Origin of the sequence: Halonatronomonas betaini (assembly GCF_015666175.1) — a bacterium.
In the GTDB taxonomy this organism is placed as follows: Bacteria; Bacillota; Halanaerobiia; order Halanaerobiales; family Halarsenatibacteraceae; genus Halonatronomonas; species Halonatronomonas betaini.
The window spans coordinates 88,080-105,351 of the sequence record NZ_JADPIE010000004.1 but is presented as its reverse complement, the minus strand read 5'-3'; the positions used below and the strand labels follow the sequence as shown (position 1 = coordinate 105,351).

14 protein-coding genes are annotated in these 17,272 nt (G+C 41.1%); all 14 read right to left on the bottom strand.

What is annotated here, in order from left to right; all coding sequences use genetic code 11:
* Positions 1-268: 268 nt before the first annotated feature.
* Positions 269-1,342: a branched-chain amino acid aminotransferase gene (locus I0Q91_RS07990; protein ID WP_270453931.1), complete on the bottom strand. Its 1,074-nt coding sequence runs from the start codon at positions 1,340-1,342 to the stop codon at positions 269-271.
* 115 nt (positions 1,343-1,457) lie between these two features.
* Positions 1,458-3,125 carry a dihydroxy-acid dehydratase gene (ilvD, locus tag I0Q91_RS07985; RefSeq protein ID WP_270453930.1) on the bottom strand — a complete coding sequence of 556 codons (1,668 nt, stop codon included), beginning with the start codon at positions 3,123-3,125 and terminating at the stop codon, positions 1,458-1,460.
* Positions 3,126-4,697: a citramalate synthase gene (cimA, locus tag I0Q91_RS07980; protein ID WP_270453929.1), complete on the bottom strand. Its 1,572-nt coding sequence runs from the start codon at positions 4,695-4,697 to the stop codon at positions 3,126-3,128. It abuts the gene before it with no gap.
* A gap of 18 nt (positions 4,698-4,715) precedes the next feature.
* Positions 4,716-5,762 carry a 3-isopropylmalate dehydrogenase gene (locus I0Q91_RS07975; protein WP_270453928.1) on the bottom strand — a complete coding sequence of 349 codons (1,047 nt, stop codon included), beginning with the start codon at positions 5,760-5,762 and terminating at the stop codon, positions 4,716-4,718.
* On the bottom strand, positions 5,755-6,255 hold the full coding sequence (gene leuD / locus I0Q91_RS07970; protein WP_270453927.1) for a 3-isopropylmalate dehydratase small subunit: 501 nt from the start codon (positions 6,253-6,255) through the stop codon (positions 5,755-5,757). Before leuD ends, I0Q91_RS07975 begins: the two co-directional genes overlap by 8 nt.
* A gap of 2 nt (positions 6,256-6,257) precedes the next feature.
* The gene (leuC, locus tag I0Q91_RS07965) at positions 6,258-7,520 is read right to left on the bottom strand and encodes a 3-isopropylmalate dehydratase large subunit (protein ID WP_270453926.1); all 1,263 of its coding nucleotides are present in this window, start codon (positions 7,518-7,520) and stop codon (positions 6,258-6,260) included.
* Positions 7,521-7,540: 20 nt separating this feature from the next.
* Positions 7,541-9,046 (bottom strand): 2-isopropylmalate synthase, encoded by a 1,506-nt coding sequence (locus tag I0Q91_RS07960; RefSeq protein WP_345790964.1) that lies wholly within the window; start codon positions 9,044-9,046, stop codon positions 7,541-7,543.
* A 9-nt stretch (positions 9,047-9,055) separates the two neighbouring features.
* Positions 9,056-10,045 (bottom strand): ketol-acid reductoisomerase, encoded by a 990-nt coding sequence (gene ilvC / locus I0Q91_RS07955; RefSeq protein ID WP_270453924.1) that lies wholly within the window; start codon positions 10,043-10,045, stop codon positions 9,056-9,058.
* 22 nt (positions 10,046-10,067) lie between these two features.
* Positions 10,068-10,550, bottom strand: coding sequence for an acetolactate synthase small subunit (ilvN, locus tag I0Q91_RS07950; RefSeq protein WP_270453923.1), 483 nt, complete (start codon positions 10,548-10,550; stop codon positions 10,068-10,070).
* Positions 10,547-12,292 (bottom strand): biosynthetic-type acetolactate synthase large subunit, encoded by a 1,746-nt coding sequence (gene ilvB / locus I0Q91_RS07945; protein WP_270453922.1) that lies wholly within the window; start codon positions 12,290-12,292, stop codon positions 10,547-10,549. The genes ilvN and ilvB overlap by 4 nt, the downstream gene beginning before the upstream one ends.
* A 29-nt stretch (positions 12,293-12,321) precedes the next feature.
* Positions 12,322-13,959: a glutamate synthase-related protein gene (locus I0Q91_RS07940; protein WP_270453921.1), complete on the bottom strand. Its 1,638-nt coding sequence runs from the start codon at positions 13,957-13,959 to the stop codon at positions 12,322-12,324.
* A gap of 123 nt (positions 13,960-14,082) precedes the next feature.
* Positions 14,083-15,291, bottom strand: a complete 1,209-nt coding sequence (locus I0Q91_RS07935) for a pyridoxal phosphate-dependent aminotransferase (protein WP_270453920.1) — start codon at positions 15,289-15,291, stop codon at positions 14,083-14,085.
* A gap of 196 nt (positions 15,292-15,487) precedes the next feature.
* Positions 15,488-15,742 (bottom strand): hypothetical protein, encoded by a 255-nt coding sequence (locus tag I0Q91_RS07930; protein ID WP_270453919.1) that lies wholly within the window; start codon positions 15,740-15,742, stop codon positions 15,488-15,490.
* 51 nt (positions 15,743-15,793) lie between these two features.
* Positions 15,794-17,200: a DUF2330 domain-containing protein gene (locus I0Q91_RS07925; RefSeq protein ID WP_270453918.1), complete on the bottom strand. Its 1,407-nt coding sequence runs from the start codon at positions 17,198-17,200 to the stop codon at positions 15,794-15,796.
* Between the last annotated feature and the right edge of the window lie 72 nt (positions 17,201-17,272).

The window sequence follows — 17,272 nt, the reverse complement described above, 5'->3', positions numbered from 1 at the left end:
TAGATAAATATAGAAAGATCTTAGAGATTATCTCACTGGAAGCAGATAACTTCCGCACCGATTAACGCCGGTAGACGGCCAGGCTTACTGCAGTTTCAGCCGGCAACTCAGGAGAGAAATTCAGCCAAAAGGCTTACTTGGGCTCCATCAACGTTGTTAATTCTTTATTATTCTAAATCGTTAAAAATAAGTCTAACAGATAAATTTAACTTTGTCAAATGATTTAAGGGGATTTTTTATAAATTTATATTTTTTAAGTGATCAAGAGTCAATCTAATGGAATTTCTTCTGTCCAGTTATAAGGATCATCCACCTTGCCGGTCTGGATACCAGTTAATGTCTTATATAATTTTGAAGCGACCTCTCCGGTCTCAAAGTCATTAATTTCCATCTTCAGGCCATTATAATTTAACTCACCGATTGGCGATATAATCGCAGCTGTACCGGTGCCAAAAGCCTCTTCAAGCCTGCCATCTTTGTATGCTTGAGCAATATCTTCAATAGAAATTTTTCTAACCTCAACATCATAATCCCAGTCTTCAAGCATTGTTATTACCGAATCTCTGGTTATCCCTGGCAGGACAGACCCGCCAAGCTCTGGTGTAACAATCTTTCCATCAATCTTAAAAAAGACATTCATAGCCCCAACTTCTTCGACATATTCTCTCTCAACCCCATCGAGCCAGAGGACTTCATCATAACCTTTATCTGCTGCAGATGACTGGGCTTTAAGGCTACCGGCATAATTGCCTCCAGTTTTGGCCGAGCCTGTTCCACCTCTGACAGCCCGGACATATTCAGTTTCAACATAGATTCTGGTAGGTTTGATCCCCTGTGGATAATAAGCTGCAACCGGCGACATTATAATAACAAATTTATAATGGGAGGACGGTTTCAAACCAAGATAGACCTCATTGGCTAAAATAAATGGTCTTATGTATAATGAGGTCCCCTCTTTAGCTGGAATCCAGTCCTGATCAACTCTGACTGCCTCTTTTATCGCCTGAACAAAAAATTCTGGATCCATTTCAGGAATACACATACGCCTGTTAGTATTATTGAATCTCTCAGCATTCTTTTCCGGTCTAAATAATAGAGCACCATTATTAGATCTATATGCCTTTAAACCTTCAAATGTCGTCTGGCCATAATGGCAGCAGGCAGCAGCCGGGTCCAATTCTAATGGTTGATAGGGGACAACTTTAGGGTCATGCCAGCCCTTATTTTCATCATATTCCATTGTAAACATATGGTCTGTAAAGGTGCGGCCAAAACTAAGTTCACCGTCAGCCGGTCGTGCTTTTCTTTTATCAACTTTTTCAACTTTTATTTCTTCCATCATTATTATCACTCCTGATTTTTGTTTTGACATAAATTTTTAGTAAACCTGTGTTTATTAATAACTACCTGAATTTATTTTTAACTTAAAGTTTATTAAGTTTGTTTCAATCAATATTTTAGAGTTCAAAGATAGCTCCATTACTTGCTGAACCAACTAGCCTGGCATATCTGGCAAGATAACCACTTTTAATCTTTGGTTCTGGCCTTTCTAATTGAGCCAGCCTCTTTTCTAGCTCTGCATCTGATAGTTCAACCTCTATAGTCTCTCCTGGGATATCTATCTTGATTAGATCGCCATCCTGCAGAGCAGCAATCGGTCCACCTTCCATGGCTTCCGGGGATACATGGCCAATTGCTGCCCCTCTTGTAGCTCCAGAGAACCGGCCATCAGTTATTAGAGCAACCTCTTTATCAAGACCAACTCCGGCTAAAGATGATGTCGGGGTTAGCATTTCTCGCATGCCAGGGCCTCCCTGTGGACCTTCATATCTGATTACAACTACATCTCCAGAATTTATTTTACCGGATCTAATTGCCTCAACGGCAGCCTCTTCAGAGTTAAAGATTCGGGCCGGGCCTTGATGGACCAGCATCTCATCAGCAACAGCAGCCTGCTTGACAACTGAGCCATCTGGAGCCAGGTTGCCTTTTAGAACAGCCAGGCCTCCTTTAGCATGATAGGCATCGGCAAGCTCCCTTATAACTTCATCATTTTTGACCTGAATACCTGCCAGGTTTTCTCCATGGCTCTGACCTGTAACTGTCAGCATTCTGCCGTTAAAGCGCTCATTATCCAGGAGCCGCTTAATCACAGCTGGAATTCCTCCAGCCTCATCTAAATCCTGAATATGATATTTCCCGCCTGGGCTTAAACTGCAGAGATGGGGGACTTCTTCCTTTATCTCATTAATCAGGTCAATCTCCAGCTTAATTCCAGCCTCACTGGCTATAGCAGGTAGATGAAGGGCTGTATTGGTTGAACAGCCTAGAGCCATATCGACCCTGAGTGCATTGGCAAAGGATTCCTCGGTTACAATATCACCTGGCCTGATATCTTCCTCTAAAAGCCTGACAACCTGACTGCCAGATCTTTTGGCGAGCCTTCTTCTGGCTGAAGAAACAGCTGGAATTGTTCCATTACCAGGCAGTGCCAGGCCCAACACTTCTGAAAGACAGTTCATCGAGTTAGCTGTAAACATTCCTGAGCAGGAGCCACAGCCTGGACAGGCAGAATCTTCAATCTCAGCCAGTTCTTCTTTAGAAACCTGACCGGAACTGACTCCAGCTGACTTTTCAAAGACTGTCTTTAAATCAATGTTTTCTCCCTGATGGCGTCCAGCCATCATCGGGCCTCCACTTACAACTATTGCCGGTAGATTAAGTCTCAATGCCGCCATCATCATTCCAGGCACAATCTTATCGCAGTTAGGTATTAAAACTAAAGCATCAAGGGCATGGGCTCTGGCCACTGACTCAATCGAATCAGCAATCAACTCTCTGCTGGCCAGGGAATAATGCATTCCCTGATGGCCCATGGCTATGCCATCACAGACCCCAATCGTTCCAAATTCCAGGGGAGTTCCGCCTGCTCTGGTCACACCGCTTTTAACTGCAGCAGCTATCTTATCTAAATCCTGATGGCCTGGAATTAGTTCACTATAGGAATTACAGACTCCAATCAACGGGCTCTCCAGTTCTTCATCTGTCAGGCCAAGGGCCTTAAAGAGTGAGCGCTGGGGAGCATTTACAATTTTTTTAGTCACTTTATTGCTTGGTCGGTTCATTTAAACAGCCTCCTTTGATGCTTTAAATTTAATACCATACTGAATACTATCTACTAATGCCTGCCAGCTTGCCTCAATTATATTTGTTGAAACTCCAACGGTTCCCCAGGTTTCATCGCCATTACCGGTCTCAATTAAAACCCTTACTTTTGCTGCAGTTCCATCCTGGCCATTTAAAACCCGGACCTTATAATCAACTAATGCAATTTCTTTAATCTCAGGATAGAATTTAACCAGTGCTTTCCTGAGTGCTTTATCAAGAGCATTAACTGGCCCATCGCCTTCAGCTGCTGTATGTACCCGTTCTCCATTGACCAGCACTTTAATTGTAGCTTCAGAGTTTGGGTCATTAGTCTCTTTTTTATCAGTTAAAATCCTTACTGATTCTAAAGAGAAAAGTTTTTCATATTCTCCCCGGGCCCGTTCTAATAATAGCTTTAATGAAGCTTCAGCACCTTCAAAATAATATCCCTGATGTTCTAATTCTTTGATCTTTTTTAAGACTTCCTGAAGATTTTCATTTTGATCATTCAGCTCAATACCCAGTTCTTCTGCCTTATATCTTAAATTGCTTTTACCAGAAAGCTCTGAAACCAGGACTCTTCTCTGATTGCCAAAGGTTTCCGGGTCTTCGTGCTCATAGGTGCTGGCATTCTTTAGGACAGCGCTTACATGAATTCCTCCTTTATGGGCAAAGGCGCTCTCGCCTACATAGGCCATATGGGCTGGTGGCAGAAGATTAGCTGTCTCGCTAACATATCTGGAAGTTGCTGTTAGTCTTTTTAACTGTTCAGCAGTAACAACCTGATATCCGTATTTGAGCTGTAAATTTGGGATCAGAGATGATAGATTGGCATTACCGCAGCGTTCTCCATAGCCATTGATTGTGCCCTGAACCTGAACTGCTCCTTCCCTAACTGCAACTAAAGAATTAGCAACTGCCAGCTCTGCGTCATTATGGGTATGGATACCAATATCAGCAGAAACTTTATCTTTAACAACCCTGACTATTGAGCCGATCTCATCAGGGGTAGACCCTCCGTTGGTATCACAGAGAACCAGACAATCTGCTCCAGCCTCTGCAGCAGCCTGAAGAACCTGAATGCTATAATCGCTGTCCGATTTATATCCATCAAAAAAATGTTCAGCATCAAAGAATACCTCCATTCCCCGGGCTTTTAAATATTCAATCGAGCTTGCTACCATTTTAATATTTTCATCCAGGGATGTCTTTAATGCCTCTTTTACATGGAGGGGCCAGCTTTTGCCAAAGATTGTTGCCACATCTGCACCGGAGTCAACGATAGCTCTGAGATTCATATCATCATCTGCTTTAATTCCTGGCCGTCTGGTGCTTCCAAAGGCCGCTATCTTTGTATTCTCAAGTTCTAATTCTCTAACCTTCCTAAAATATTCAATATCTTTAGGATTTGAACCTGGCCAGCCACCTTCAACATAATCGATCCCGGCAGCTGCCAGTTTCTTTGTGATATTTAATTTATCCTCTGTAGAAAATGAAACACCTTCACGCTGAGTTCCATCACGCAATGTTGTATCGTATAGTTCTATCATCTCTATTGCCTCCCAATATTATAATAAACTGCAGATATAATCGCCAAACTCATCAGTACTTAATCTGCCACCCATATCGGCTGTCTGCATTCCCAGCCGAAGAGCCTGACCAACTGCATTTTCTATTCTAGCTGATTCTTCAGCATGGCCCAGGACATCAACTAACATTGCTGCCGCCAGAATCGCTGCCGCCGGATTGGCCTTAGCCCTTCCAGCAATATCAGGGGCAGAACCATGGACTGGCTCAAACATTGAGACTCCATCAGGATTTATATTTCCTGAAACAGCAAGTCCCATACCACCCTGAAGCTCGGCTCCCAGGTCTGTGATAATATCCCCAAACATATTACAGGTAACAACAACATCGAAAACCTCCGGGTTCCTGACCATTTTCATTGTCATGGCATCGACTAAAATATGATCCCTGTCAACACCAGGGTATTGCTTACTTTTTTCTTTAAATACCCGCTGCCAGAGGTCATGGGAATATTCTAGCACATTGCTCTTATCACAGAGGGTGAGTTTACCGCCAGTATCAGCTGCATACTGATAAGCATAATCAATCACTCTTTCAACTCCATGATAGGTATTTATCATCTCCTGGATGGCAACTTCGTGTTCTGTCTCTTTCTTCAAGAAGCCTCCAGCGCCAGCATATAAGCCCTCGGTATTCTCCCTGACTACCATAAAATCTATATCTTCAGGCCCTTTATCTTTAAGGGGGGTAAAACGGCTATCCAATAGCCTGATTGGCCTCAAGTTTATATATTGATCAAATGAGAATCTCAAATCAAGGAGAATACCATGTTCAAGGACTCCTGGTTTAACTCTTGGATCTCCAACAGCTCCAAGAAAGATAGCATCATATTTTTCTAAATCAGCCTTAGTTTCATCAGAGAGCAGTTCGCCGGTATTGAGATAATGATCAGCACCCTGGGGAAATTCCTGAAAATCAAAACCCAGTTCAGTCTCTAATGCCAGCTTTTCAAGAACCTTGATCGCTTCAGCTGAGACCTCAGGGCCAATTCCGTCACCAGGTAGAACAGCCAGTTTATAATCAGTCATTATTACTCACCTGCTTTTTAAGATAATTGATCAGGCCACCGCTGGCAATCAATTCCTGCATGAATTCAGGAAATGGTTTTGCTTGATACTCTTCGTCTCTGGTAAGATTTTTGATTAAACCCTGATCAAGATCAACTGAAAGCCTGTCTCCTTCAGTAATCGAATTAACTGCTTCCTTTGATTCCATTATCGGTAAGCCAATATTAATTGCATTCCGATAAAAGATTCTGGCAAAAGAATTGGCTATTATACAGCTTACTCCAGCAGCTTTAATCGCCAGTGGTGCATGTTCTCTGGAACTTCCACAGCCAAAGTTATCACCAGCAACTATAATATCTCCCTGGTTCATCTTTTCTGTGAATTCACTATCCAGATCTTCAAGACAGTGTCCGGCCAGTTCTTCAGGGTCAGATGTATTTAGATAACGGGCAGGAATTATAACATCGGTATCGATATCATCGCCATATTTCCAGACGTCTCCTGTTAATTTCATATCTATACGACCTCCTCTGGGCTAACAATTTCCCCGGCAATAGCTGAAGCTGCTGCGACAGTTGGGTTGGCAAGATAGACTTCACTTTCAGGATGACCCATCCTGCCAACAAAATTACGATTGGTTGTAGATATCGCCTTTTCTCCAGCAGCCAGAACGCCCATATGACCGCCAAGACAGGGACCACAGGTCGGTGTGCTTACAGCTGCTCCAGCGTCAATTAGAATCTCAATTAACCCCTCATGCATTGCCTGCTTATAAATCTCCTGGGTTCCTGGAAAGACCAGCAACCTTACATTTGCAGCTTTTTTCTTGCCTTTAAGAACCTGAGCAGCCTCCCTTATATCCTTTAAACGGCCATTTGTGCAGGAGCCAATTACAACCTGATCAACTGGAATATCTTTAACCTGACTGATCGGCCTGGTATTCTCTGGCAGGTGAGGAAATGCCACCTGGGGTTCAAGCTCGCTAACATTATACTCAATTTCTTTATAATAACTGGCGTCTGCATCGCTTGTAAATACCTGATAGTCATCATCAACTCTGCCAGCTAAATAATCAAAGGTTGTCTGATCTGGTGCGATCAGGCCACATTTACCTCCGGCCTCAATTGCCATATTAGAAATCGTCATTCTATCTGCCATTGACAGGCTATCGATAACTTCGCCAGTAAACTCCATGGCCCGATAAAGAGCTCCATCTACACCTATATCTCCGATTGTATGGAGAATTAGATCTTTGCCGCTGACCCAGGGCTGAAGCTTACCGGTAAAGACAAATTTTATCGTCTCTGGAACCTTAAACCAGGCTTCACCAGTTGCCATTCCAGCTGCCATATCAGTGCTGCCAACACCAGTGCCTAGAGCCCCAAAAGCCCCATAGGTACAGGTATGGGAGTCTGCCCCAATTATTATCTGACCTGGTTTAACCAGTCCCTGTTCAGGGAGGAGGCAGTGTTCAATACCCATCTCCCCGATCTCAAAATAATTGGTAATTCCCTTTTCTGCTGCAAATTCTCTAATAGATTTAGTCTGACCGGCTGAATTAATATCTTTATTTGGGGTGAAATGATCTGGAACCAAAGCTATTTTATCCTTATCAAAGACCTCTTCAACCCCTATCTTTTCAAACTCTTCTATTGCCACCGGTGTTGTTATATCATTTCCCAGGACCAGATCAAGTTTTGCATTCACTATCTCTCCTGGTTCTAAACTATCACGACCGGAATGGGCTGCTAATATTTTTTCTACCATTGTCATTCCCATAATTTATTATTCCTCCTAAACTATCCTGCAAGTATTTTATTAACTGCATTCTTGTAGGCAAGAGCACTAGCTTTAATAATATCTGTATTGACTCCACGACCTATATAGACTTCATCATTATGTTCAAGCTTCACAGTAACATTGCCCAGAGCATCTTTACCGCCTGTAATTGCATCAATCTTAAAGATTAAAAGCTGACAGTCAATTCCTGCTGCCTTATTTAAACCATCATAAACTGCTTCAATCGGGCCACCTTCAGAACAGGCCGATTTTAATATCTTTTGCCCCTCTTTTTCAACATGGAGTGTTGCTGTAGAAATCCCATCTCCAGTCGTAACCTGGACTCTCTTCAATTCTAAAATCTCAGGTCCCTGTCCGAACTGATCTTCAACAATTGCCTCCAGATCAAGGCTGGTTATGTCATTCTTCTTATCAGCCAGATCTTTAAAGCGCTTAAAGGCATCATTCATATCTTCATCTGATAGCTCATATCCCATCTCTTCAAGGCGATCACTAAAGGCATGGCGACCGGAATGTTTTCCAAGAACAATCTTGTTTTCTTTTAACCCAATCGTCGTTGCATCCATGATTTCATAGGTAGTCCGTTCCTTAATAACTCCATCCTGGTGGATTCCAGATTCATGGGCAAAGGCATTCTTCCCGACAATTGCCTTATTAAACTGGATATCCATTCCAGTCAGCTGACTGACAAGTTTGCTGGTCCGGTAGATCTCTTTTAAATCAAGGTCTGTCGTTAAACCATAAAAGTCCTGTCTTGTATTTAAAGCCAGTGCAACCTCTTCTAAAGCTGCATTTCCAGCCCGCTCACCGATTCCATTAACTGCAGTCTCTACCTGAACTGCACCATTCTCAATGGCTGCAATCGAGTTGGCAACTGCCATCCCTAAATCATTATGGCAGTGAACACTAATCTCAGCTTTATTAATATTTGAAACATTTTCTTTAACATATCTGACCAGCTCTCCAAACTCAGCTGGCGTTGAATAGCCGACAGTATCAGGTATATTAATAGTTGTAGCCCCGGCCTCAATTGTTGCTTCAAAGATCTCACAGAGAAAGTCACGATCACTTCTGGAAGCATCTTCAGCAGAAAACTCAACATCATCTGTATAGCCTTTTGCCTGCTTGACAGCGGCAACTGCCTGCTCCAGCACTTCTGCTGGACTCTTCTGCAACTTATATTCCATATGAATTGGAGATGTTGCAATAAAAGTATGTATTCTCGGTCTGTCAGAAGCTTTCACAGCCTCCCAGGCCCGGTCAACATCCTTCGGGTTGGCCCTGCAAAGCCCTGCAATTACAGGCCCTTCAATCTCCTCAGCTATCTTTTTGACTGCCTGAAAATCACCTTCAGATGCGATCGGAAAGCCTGCTTCAATTACATCGACATTCAATCTGGCAAGCTGTCTGGCAATCCTCAACTTTTCATCTGTATTTAAACTCACTCCAGGAGACTGTTCGCCATCCCGGAGAGTCGTATCAAATATCTTCACTCCCATTTTCATCAACCCCCTTTAATCAATCCAGTTCATCATACTTCTTAATTTAGCGCCAACCTGTTCAATCTGATGGTTTTCATCCTGCTCCCGACGTTTATTATATGACGGCCTGCCAACCTGATTTTCAAGCAACCAGCGTTTGGCAAACTCTCCATTTTTCACATCTTTTAAGAGTTCAGCCATAGCTTCCCTTGAACTTTCGTTAATAACTTTCTCGCCTGCAATTAAATCACCATATTCTGCAGTATCTGAAATTGAATTTCTCATCTTAGTTAGCCCGCCTTCATACATCAGGTCAACTATTAATTTTAGCTCATTTAAGCATTCAAAATAAGCTATTTCTGGCTGATACCCGGCATCAACCAGGGTTTCAAAACCTGCTTTTACCAGTTCAGTTACACCGCCACAGAGGACAGCCTGTTCACCAAATAGATCTGTCTCTGTCTCCTCTTTAAATGTCGTCTCAATAACTCCTGCCCTGGTTCCACCAATACCCTTAGCATATGCAAGGCCCAGATCTTTAGCATGTCCAGTGGCATCCTGATATAAAGCTAAAAGACAGGGAACACCTTCGCCATCTTTATAAATTCTTCTAACAATATGGCCTGGACCTTTTGGAGCTACCATAAAGACATCAACATCTGCTGGCGGTACAATCTGATCATAATGAATATTAAAACCATGGGAGAAAACCAAGGCATTACCGGCCTCCAGATTCGGTTTAATATCTTCCTCATAAACTTTTCGCTGAACAACATCAGGTAATAGAATCTGAATAATCTCTGCCTGAGCTGCAGCTTCGGCAGCTGAAACTGGCTCAAAACCATCAGCTACAGCCTGTTCATAACTTGCCCCACCCTTACGCTGTCCAACAACAACATCAAGACCTGAATCTCTTAAATTCTGCGCCTGGGCATGACCCTGACTCCCATAACCGATAACTGCTATCTTTTTCCCATTAAGTTTTCCTAAATCTGCATCTTTATCATAATATACATCTACCATTTTTATTCACTCTCCTAATTTATTATTTTTTACCTCTTGTCATCGCAATCTTACCTGTCCTTACCAGTTCAACAATTCCATAGGGTTCTAATAATTCCTCCATTGCATTGATCTTGCCTTCATCGCCTGTAACTTCAACCATCACCGAATCATTTGCCACATCAACAATTTCACCTCTAAAGACATCAACTATCTGAATAATCTCTGACCTATTTTCATAATTAGTTCTGACTTTTATAAAAGCCATACTCCTGCTAACTGTGGGATCATTGCTGATATTACTAACTTTATAAACAACGACCTGTTTATTTAGTTGTTTTGTTAGCTGTTCTAAATCTTTATCATCTCCGGCAACAACCAATGTAATCCTGGAGACATCTCTTTTCTCTGTCTGGCCAACTGAAAGGCTTTCAATATTAAAGCCCCGGCGACTAAATAGACTTGCTATCCTGGCTAAAACCCCGGACTGATTGGCAACAAGTACAGATACAGTATGTTTCGTCATTCTGATTCCTCCTTAAAAATCATTTCATACAGGCTTCCTCCTGGCGGAACCATAGGAAATACATTCTCTTCCCGTTCTATTATACAGTCGATAAAATAAGGACCATCTTCTGCCAGTGCTCGCTTTAAAGCTGGAACAATCTCAGATTCTTCAGTTAATCTTTCTGCCTTAATACCATAACTCTCAGCAAGCTTAATAAAATCAGGTACCAGCTCTGGACAGTTTTCATTTGGGCCTTTGCATTTCGGTGGACAATCAACCTGACGGCTCATACAGGTAGCGGCATATCTCTTATCTTTAAAGAGATCCTGCCACTGCCTGACCATTCCTAAATACTTATTATTTAAAATGATCATTTTTACAGGAAGATTATTCTTCCTGATAGTAGCAAGTTCCTGAATGTTCATCTGGATGCTGCCATCACCTGATAATAGGAAAACCGGTTCATCAGGGTTGCCAACCTGAGCTCCAATTGCAGCAGGCAGGCCATAGCCCATAGTTCCCAGGCCACCTGAACTTAAGAACTGGCCAGGTCTTCCAAACTTATAAAACTGTGCTGCCCACATCTGGTGCTGACCAACTTCTGTAGCTAAAATGGCCTGTCCATCAGTAAGTTCAGATAAGGCCTCTATTACAGGTCGTGGTGAGAGATCGCCATTAATCCCAACAGCCTGATTATTATTAGCATCTGCTTTCTTCCATTCAGCTATCTGATTACCCCAGCCATTAGCCGCTTTTTCTTCAACCTGAGGGTTTAGCTTCTTTAAAATATTTTTAACATCGCCAACAATCGGTATATCGATAGCGACCCTTTTTCCAACCTCTGCTGGATCTATATCAATATGTATAATATCTGCATCCTGAGCGAACTTTTCCAGCTTGCCAGTAACTCTGTCATCAAATCTACAGCCAACAGCAATTATCAGATCTGCATTGCTTAAAGCCAGGTTAGATTCACTGCTACCATGCATCCCAGGCATACCCAGACTTAATTCACTCTTCTCATCAAAGGCACCTAATCCTGTGAGAGTTGTTGTAACCGGTATCTTTGCTTTTTCTGCAAGTTCTCTCAAATAATGAGCAGCCCCTGAAATATTTACTCCTCCTCCTGCATAAAGCACAGGTTTTTCAGCCTGATTAATTCTTTCAGCTGCACCTTTAATCTGGAGAGGATGGCCATCATAATTAGGCTTATAACCTCTAAGGTCAACAGGTTTCGAATAATCAAAATCTGCCTTAGAAACCATAACATCCTTTGGTATGTCAATTAAAACCGGTCCTGGCCTTCCTGTGCTTGCAATATGAAATGCCTCTTTTATTATTTGAGCAAGATTATTTACATCCTTTACAAGATAATTATGTTTGGTTATAGGCATCGAAATTCCAGTTATATCTGCCTCCTGAAATGCATCAGTTCCAAGCATGTGGCTGGGAACCTGTCCGGTAAAAGCAACTAGTGGAACTGAATCCATATAGGCCGTTGCCAGACCAGTAACTAAATTAGTGGCTCCAGGACCTGAAGTCGCTATTGTAACCCCAACCTTCCCGGTAGAACGGGCATAACCATCAGCTGCATGGATTCCCCCCTGTTCATGATGGGGAAGAATATGTTTAAAATCAGCATCAAATATCTCATCATAAATCGGAATTAAGGCACCACCTGGATAGCCAAACAGAGTGTCTACGCCCTCCTCTTCAAGAGCTTTAACAAATATTTCAGCTCCAGTCATCTTATTACCCATAAATATCACTTCCTTTCTAATTTAATTGATTAATCTTTTAATATTTTTAATGCTTCATCCTCAAAAGCTTCAGTCATATAAGGAATTCCAGTTAATCTTTCAACCTTTCTATTTGCAGACATTAAATCTTCTCTACCTAATTTATCTAAAGAAAACTTTCTGGCTCCGGCCATAAATTGCTTCAAACCAGTACTTAATTTATTTGTCAATGTATATAAAGCAACAGCCCCAAAAGGAATATTTTTCATTTCTTTTTCACCAACAATTTCTTCAACATCATACCAGCCAGAAAATATACTTTCCGGAGTATCCCCGGCAGCCCTGACAGTAGAAGGAAGTTCATCCCAGTTCCCGTTTACCTCTGCTTTTCTCTCAGGGTGAAAAACACCTTCAATATTAGAACCCAGAAAACCGGCAATCATAGGTGCTCTGCCAAGACAGCCTAACTTAATATATGGAGAGCCTAGTGCCAGAGCCTTAAATAAATGGTCTTCTCTAGCAAAACCTCCGCCTAATGATATATCTGGCACGTTATAACCATTTTCATCAAGAATTGTAGCATATTCTATCGCCTTTGTATGTAAAGGCAATGAAGGTACTCCCCAATGTTCCATCATATTCCAGGGGCTCATACCTGTTCCACCACCGGCTCCATCAATAGTTAATAAATCTAGTTCAGCCTCACTGGCAAATTTTAAAGCCATGGCCAGTTCTTTCATTCCATATGCTCCAGTTTTTAAAGAAATTCTCTTAAAGCCGAGTTCTCTTAAATACTCAACCCTTTCAAAGAAACTTTTTTTAAATTTATCAACCTCTGGAGAATCTGTTCCGCCTAAACGGCTATGTCTGGCAAAACTATCAATCCCCCCAGATTTATAAGCCTTTCTGGTCTTTTCTTTAGTCGGATCAGGATCGATCACATATCCTCTTTCAGCTAAAAATTCAGCATATTCCAGGCTTTCAATCTGAATCTCACCGCCAATATTCTTTGCACCCTGGCCCCATTTTAATTCGATAATTAAATCATCACTATAATTCTCTATCAAGTACTCAGCCACTCCATTACTTGTATCTTCAACATTTAGCTGAACAAAAATATCTCCATAACCATTTCTAGTATAACGCTGATAAGTTTCAATTCTCCTATCCATCTCAGGAGCTTCTTCAATCCGACCACTTTCCAATTTAGATTTTCGATCAACACCTACAACGTTCTCTCCAATAACAACGGGAAAACCAGAAAGGGCAGCACCAATAGCAAATGAATCCCAGTATTTTTCCGCAATAAAGGTAGAACCAAGTGCACCAGTCATAATAGGTAATTTAGCGTGACTTTTAACCTTATTTCCAAAAGAAGTCTCAATATCAACATTCGGATAAATACAATCATCTGCACTATCTGTCAGTCCCTCACTTAAACCTACAGATCCAAAAGCATATCCATTAGCTCTTAAAGCATTATAACCAGTTCCCTTCGGATCAATATTTCTGGCTCCTGAAGTTACTGAACCAAAATCCCTGGGGTACAAAACCTGTTTGCCATAAAGCGAGGAAAGCCAGGTCTCACATTTACCCTTGCAATCCGACTGACATAGAGTACAGAGCCCAGATGGACATGGATCTCCGCGATTAACAGCTCCTATTGCATCATTAATTTTATTTGCCATAATAATTCCTCCTGATGTGATATTTAAAAAACAAAACCCTCCGCATGCATAAAATGCACTAACGGAGGGTCTAAAAAATTACTAAAACTTATATTAAATTGGACGCTATTTGACCTAATTATCTTAACTTACCTGAGATTTAGGAGTGGTAACAGCTCTTTCAATCCTGGAAATTGCTTCTTTTAACCTATCCTTTGAACAACTGGCAAAGGATAACCTGATATATTCCCGATCTTCTCCTGGGAATTTATCGCCAAAACATTCCCGATGGAGCAGAGCAACTCCTGCCTCTTTAAGTAAATACTTTTGTAATTCTTCTGAACCTGCTAAATTCAAATTTTTGCAGATATCAGTTACATCAGCATAAAAGTAGTAGGAACCGGCTGGTTTCTGGCAACTAAGGCCAGGAATTCTATTGAGATGTCGCCAGACCAGATCCCTCCGCTCTTCTAGCTTCTTCTTCATCTGATCAAGATCATCTCGTGCTTCTTCTAAAGCTGTTAGGGCTGCCAGTTGAGTAAAAGTCGCAGTACATGAGACAGAATTTGTAATTAATTTACTTATTCCATCGATTAATTCTTTACTGCCACCGGCAAAACCTATTCTCCAGCCAGTCATAGCATATGATTTTGAAAAACTATCGATTAATAAAGTTCTTTCTTGCATACCTGGCAGGCCTGCCAGACTAAAAGCCTCATCAATATAAACCAGTTCTGAATAAACTTCGTCTGAAATAGCCCAGAGATCGTGCTTGATAATTTCATCGGCCAAAAGGGCCAGCTTTTCTCTGGAAATAATAGAGCCTGTTGGGTTATGAGGTGAGTTAATAATAATACCACCGGTATTCGGGGATATCAGCTCCTTTAATTCAGACAGAGAAAACTCAAAGTTATTTTCAGCTCTCAGAGGTAAAGGCACAGGAATCCCACCTAATAATTCAATAACTGACTCATAAATAGGAAACCCGGGATTCGGGTATATAACCTCCATACCTGGTTCTACTAAGGCAAGTAAACCATAAAAAATCAAAGGCTTAGCTCCAGGCGCAACGATAGTCTCAGATGATAAATAATCTATATCTCTAGTTTCAGATAAATACTCGGCTACTCTTTCTCTCAATTCTGAAATTCCTGCAGAAGGGCTGTATCCAGTCTTATCATTTCTAATTGCAGCCACTCCAGCTTCTTTGATAACTTCAGGTGTCGTAAAGTTAGGCTCCCCTATTGCTAAACTAATAATATCTCTTCCTGCCGTGGTTAGATTTGCCACCTCTTCTAACACATCAAATGCTACTTCTGTTCCTAAGTTTTCCATCTTTTTTGATAACTGCATGATACAGCCCCCTTTCTCTTTAGTAGTTTAGTTAAATAAAATATATGTGTATTGCTCTCTATTGTAACAGAATTTTAATTGATGTCAAACAAAATTTTATTTTTTATGAAAATAAAAAAATTAAAAACCCCTATCCTCTTTGAAATCAAGGGATAGGGGCTGTTTAATAAAAATAAAAAGTTTAAATTATCAGACATTAATGTTCTTCGTAATATGTTGCCAGGGTTGACTTGGGCTGGTAGTTTTTCCCTTTAAACTGAAGATCATACTTTTCCTCAATCTTTTTACTTAAGGCATCGTTGACAGTCTCCTTGCTGCTATTTGCAACCTGCTTTAAATATTTATCCATCAACTCACGGTCATTCTGAATCATAAGTAAAATTCTATCAACTATATCTTTATCGAATTTTTTAAAGACATCTTCAAAAAACTTATCCATATTATCACTCATTTTATCGCCTCCAGTTATAATTATAGTCAAGCTTATGTTTATTATAAAGTATTATTCTTCAGGATGCCAGAAACAATTTGTTGAAGCCATAAAAGATCCAGATTCCAGGTAAAGCGCCTCGCCACAAAGTTGCACAAACCCATCGACATCAGTTAAATAAAATGCTGGCAGATTAAAATATCTGTCATCTTCACTCATAATTCCAAATCTGATCTCCCTTTCAAAAAAATCTGGCAGGCCTGTTAGATTAAGAAGATCAAACTCAACTTCTTCAAGATAATATCCATATAAATCAACTTCCTTATCTAGTAAATTCTGATAACCGACAACTGTCCTGCCTGTATAAGGATTAAGAATTAAAGCACCATCAATAAATGGGCCTGTCAAAAATGTCTCATCTGAAAGTGGCTGTACAATTATTTCACCTGAGAGCATTTCAATCTCTCGATCACTGAGCTCATCTTTTAAAGAAAGCACATCACCCAGATCAGACTCTCTTATATTATGGTAAGGAATCTCCTGATAATAAACCAATTCATCTTCAGAAGGAGTTGGAACTGTTACAACTAAATCTTCCTGGAACTGACTCAACTCCCCCTGGATATACCAGTGGTGGAGTGCTGAATCATCATAATTAGACATCAACTGACCGAGCTCTTCATCAATCTCTGATATCTTTAAATTATTAACTATTACCGGCACATTAGTCGGCAAAAAGTTGAGTGTTCTACTTGCCTCCCGGTCAATCTGTTTGGGGGGCATAAAAGCCATGATTTCAAGCTCAGTACTTCCAGATTCGGTTCTGGTGATCTTTAATGGAAAATAAGCTGAATCAGACTCAAATCGATACTGGATTGCCTCCTGGGAATGAGGCTCTTCTGTGAGCTCAACAACAGAAAAAACAAACCAGTCAAAGCCATCTTCAATATATTCAACAATTACCTCAGCCAGAACCTCTGGAATTGTTGGGTTATCAACTTCCTGTGAAGTTAAATATTCATTAACCCAGTTAACAAATTCTTCAGGTCGATTAACCCTGGTAACTGAGATATCATGGGCCCCAATCTTCTCCTGAAAGGTCACCTCTCCAGCTGGTTCCACTGCTCCAGCACCACTACTTCCATCCCGTCTCAATGAAGTAAATGTCTGATATAATTCTTCAGCATATAAGTTATGGACCTTCTGATAAATTTCAGGATCAGCCTCTGTAACCTCTGGTTCTGCTGGCAAAGGAATAACCTCCAGAACTTTTGTCGGTTCTGATGCATACAAATCAGTCGATAATATCAAAATCTGATCCTCGCCATTCCAGGCAATAATAGCCTGCTGCAGCGGTTCATAAATTCTAACCTGTGGCCGAAAAGGAATTGAGCCTCTATCAGCCTGAATCTGAGCCCCAAAACCAGCAAGGCCAATAAGTAAAAGTACTGCCATAACAATTATTATAACTTTTTTCATGTAAACTCCCCCTAACCTGTTTTAAAATCTTCCCCTTTATATTATAATATTCTACTTAATCAATGAATAATC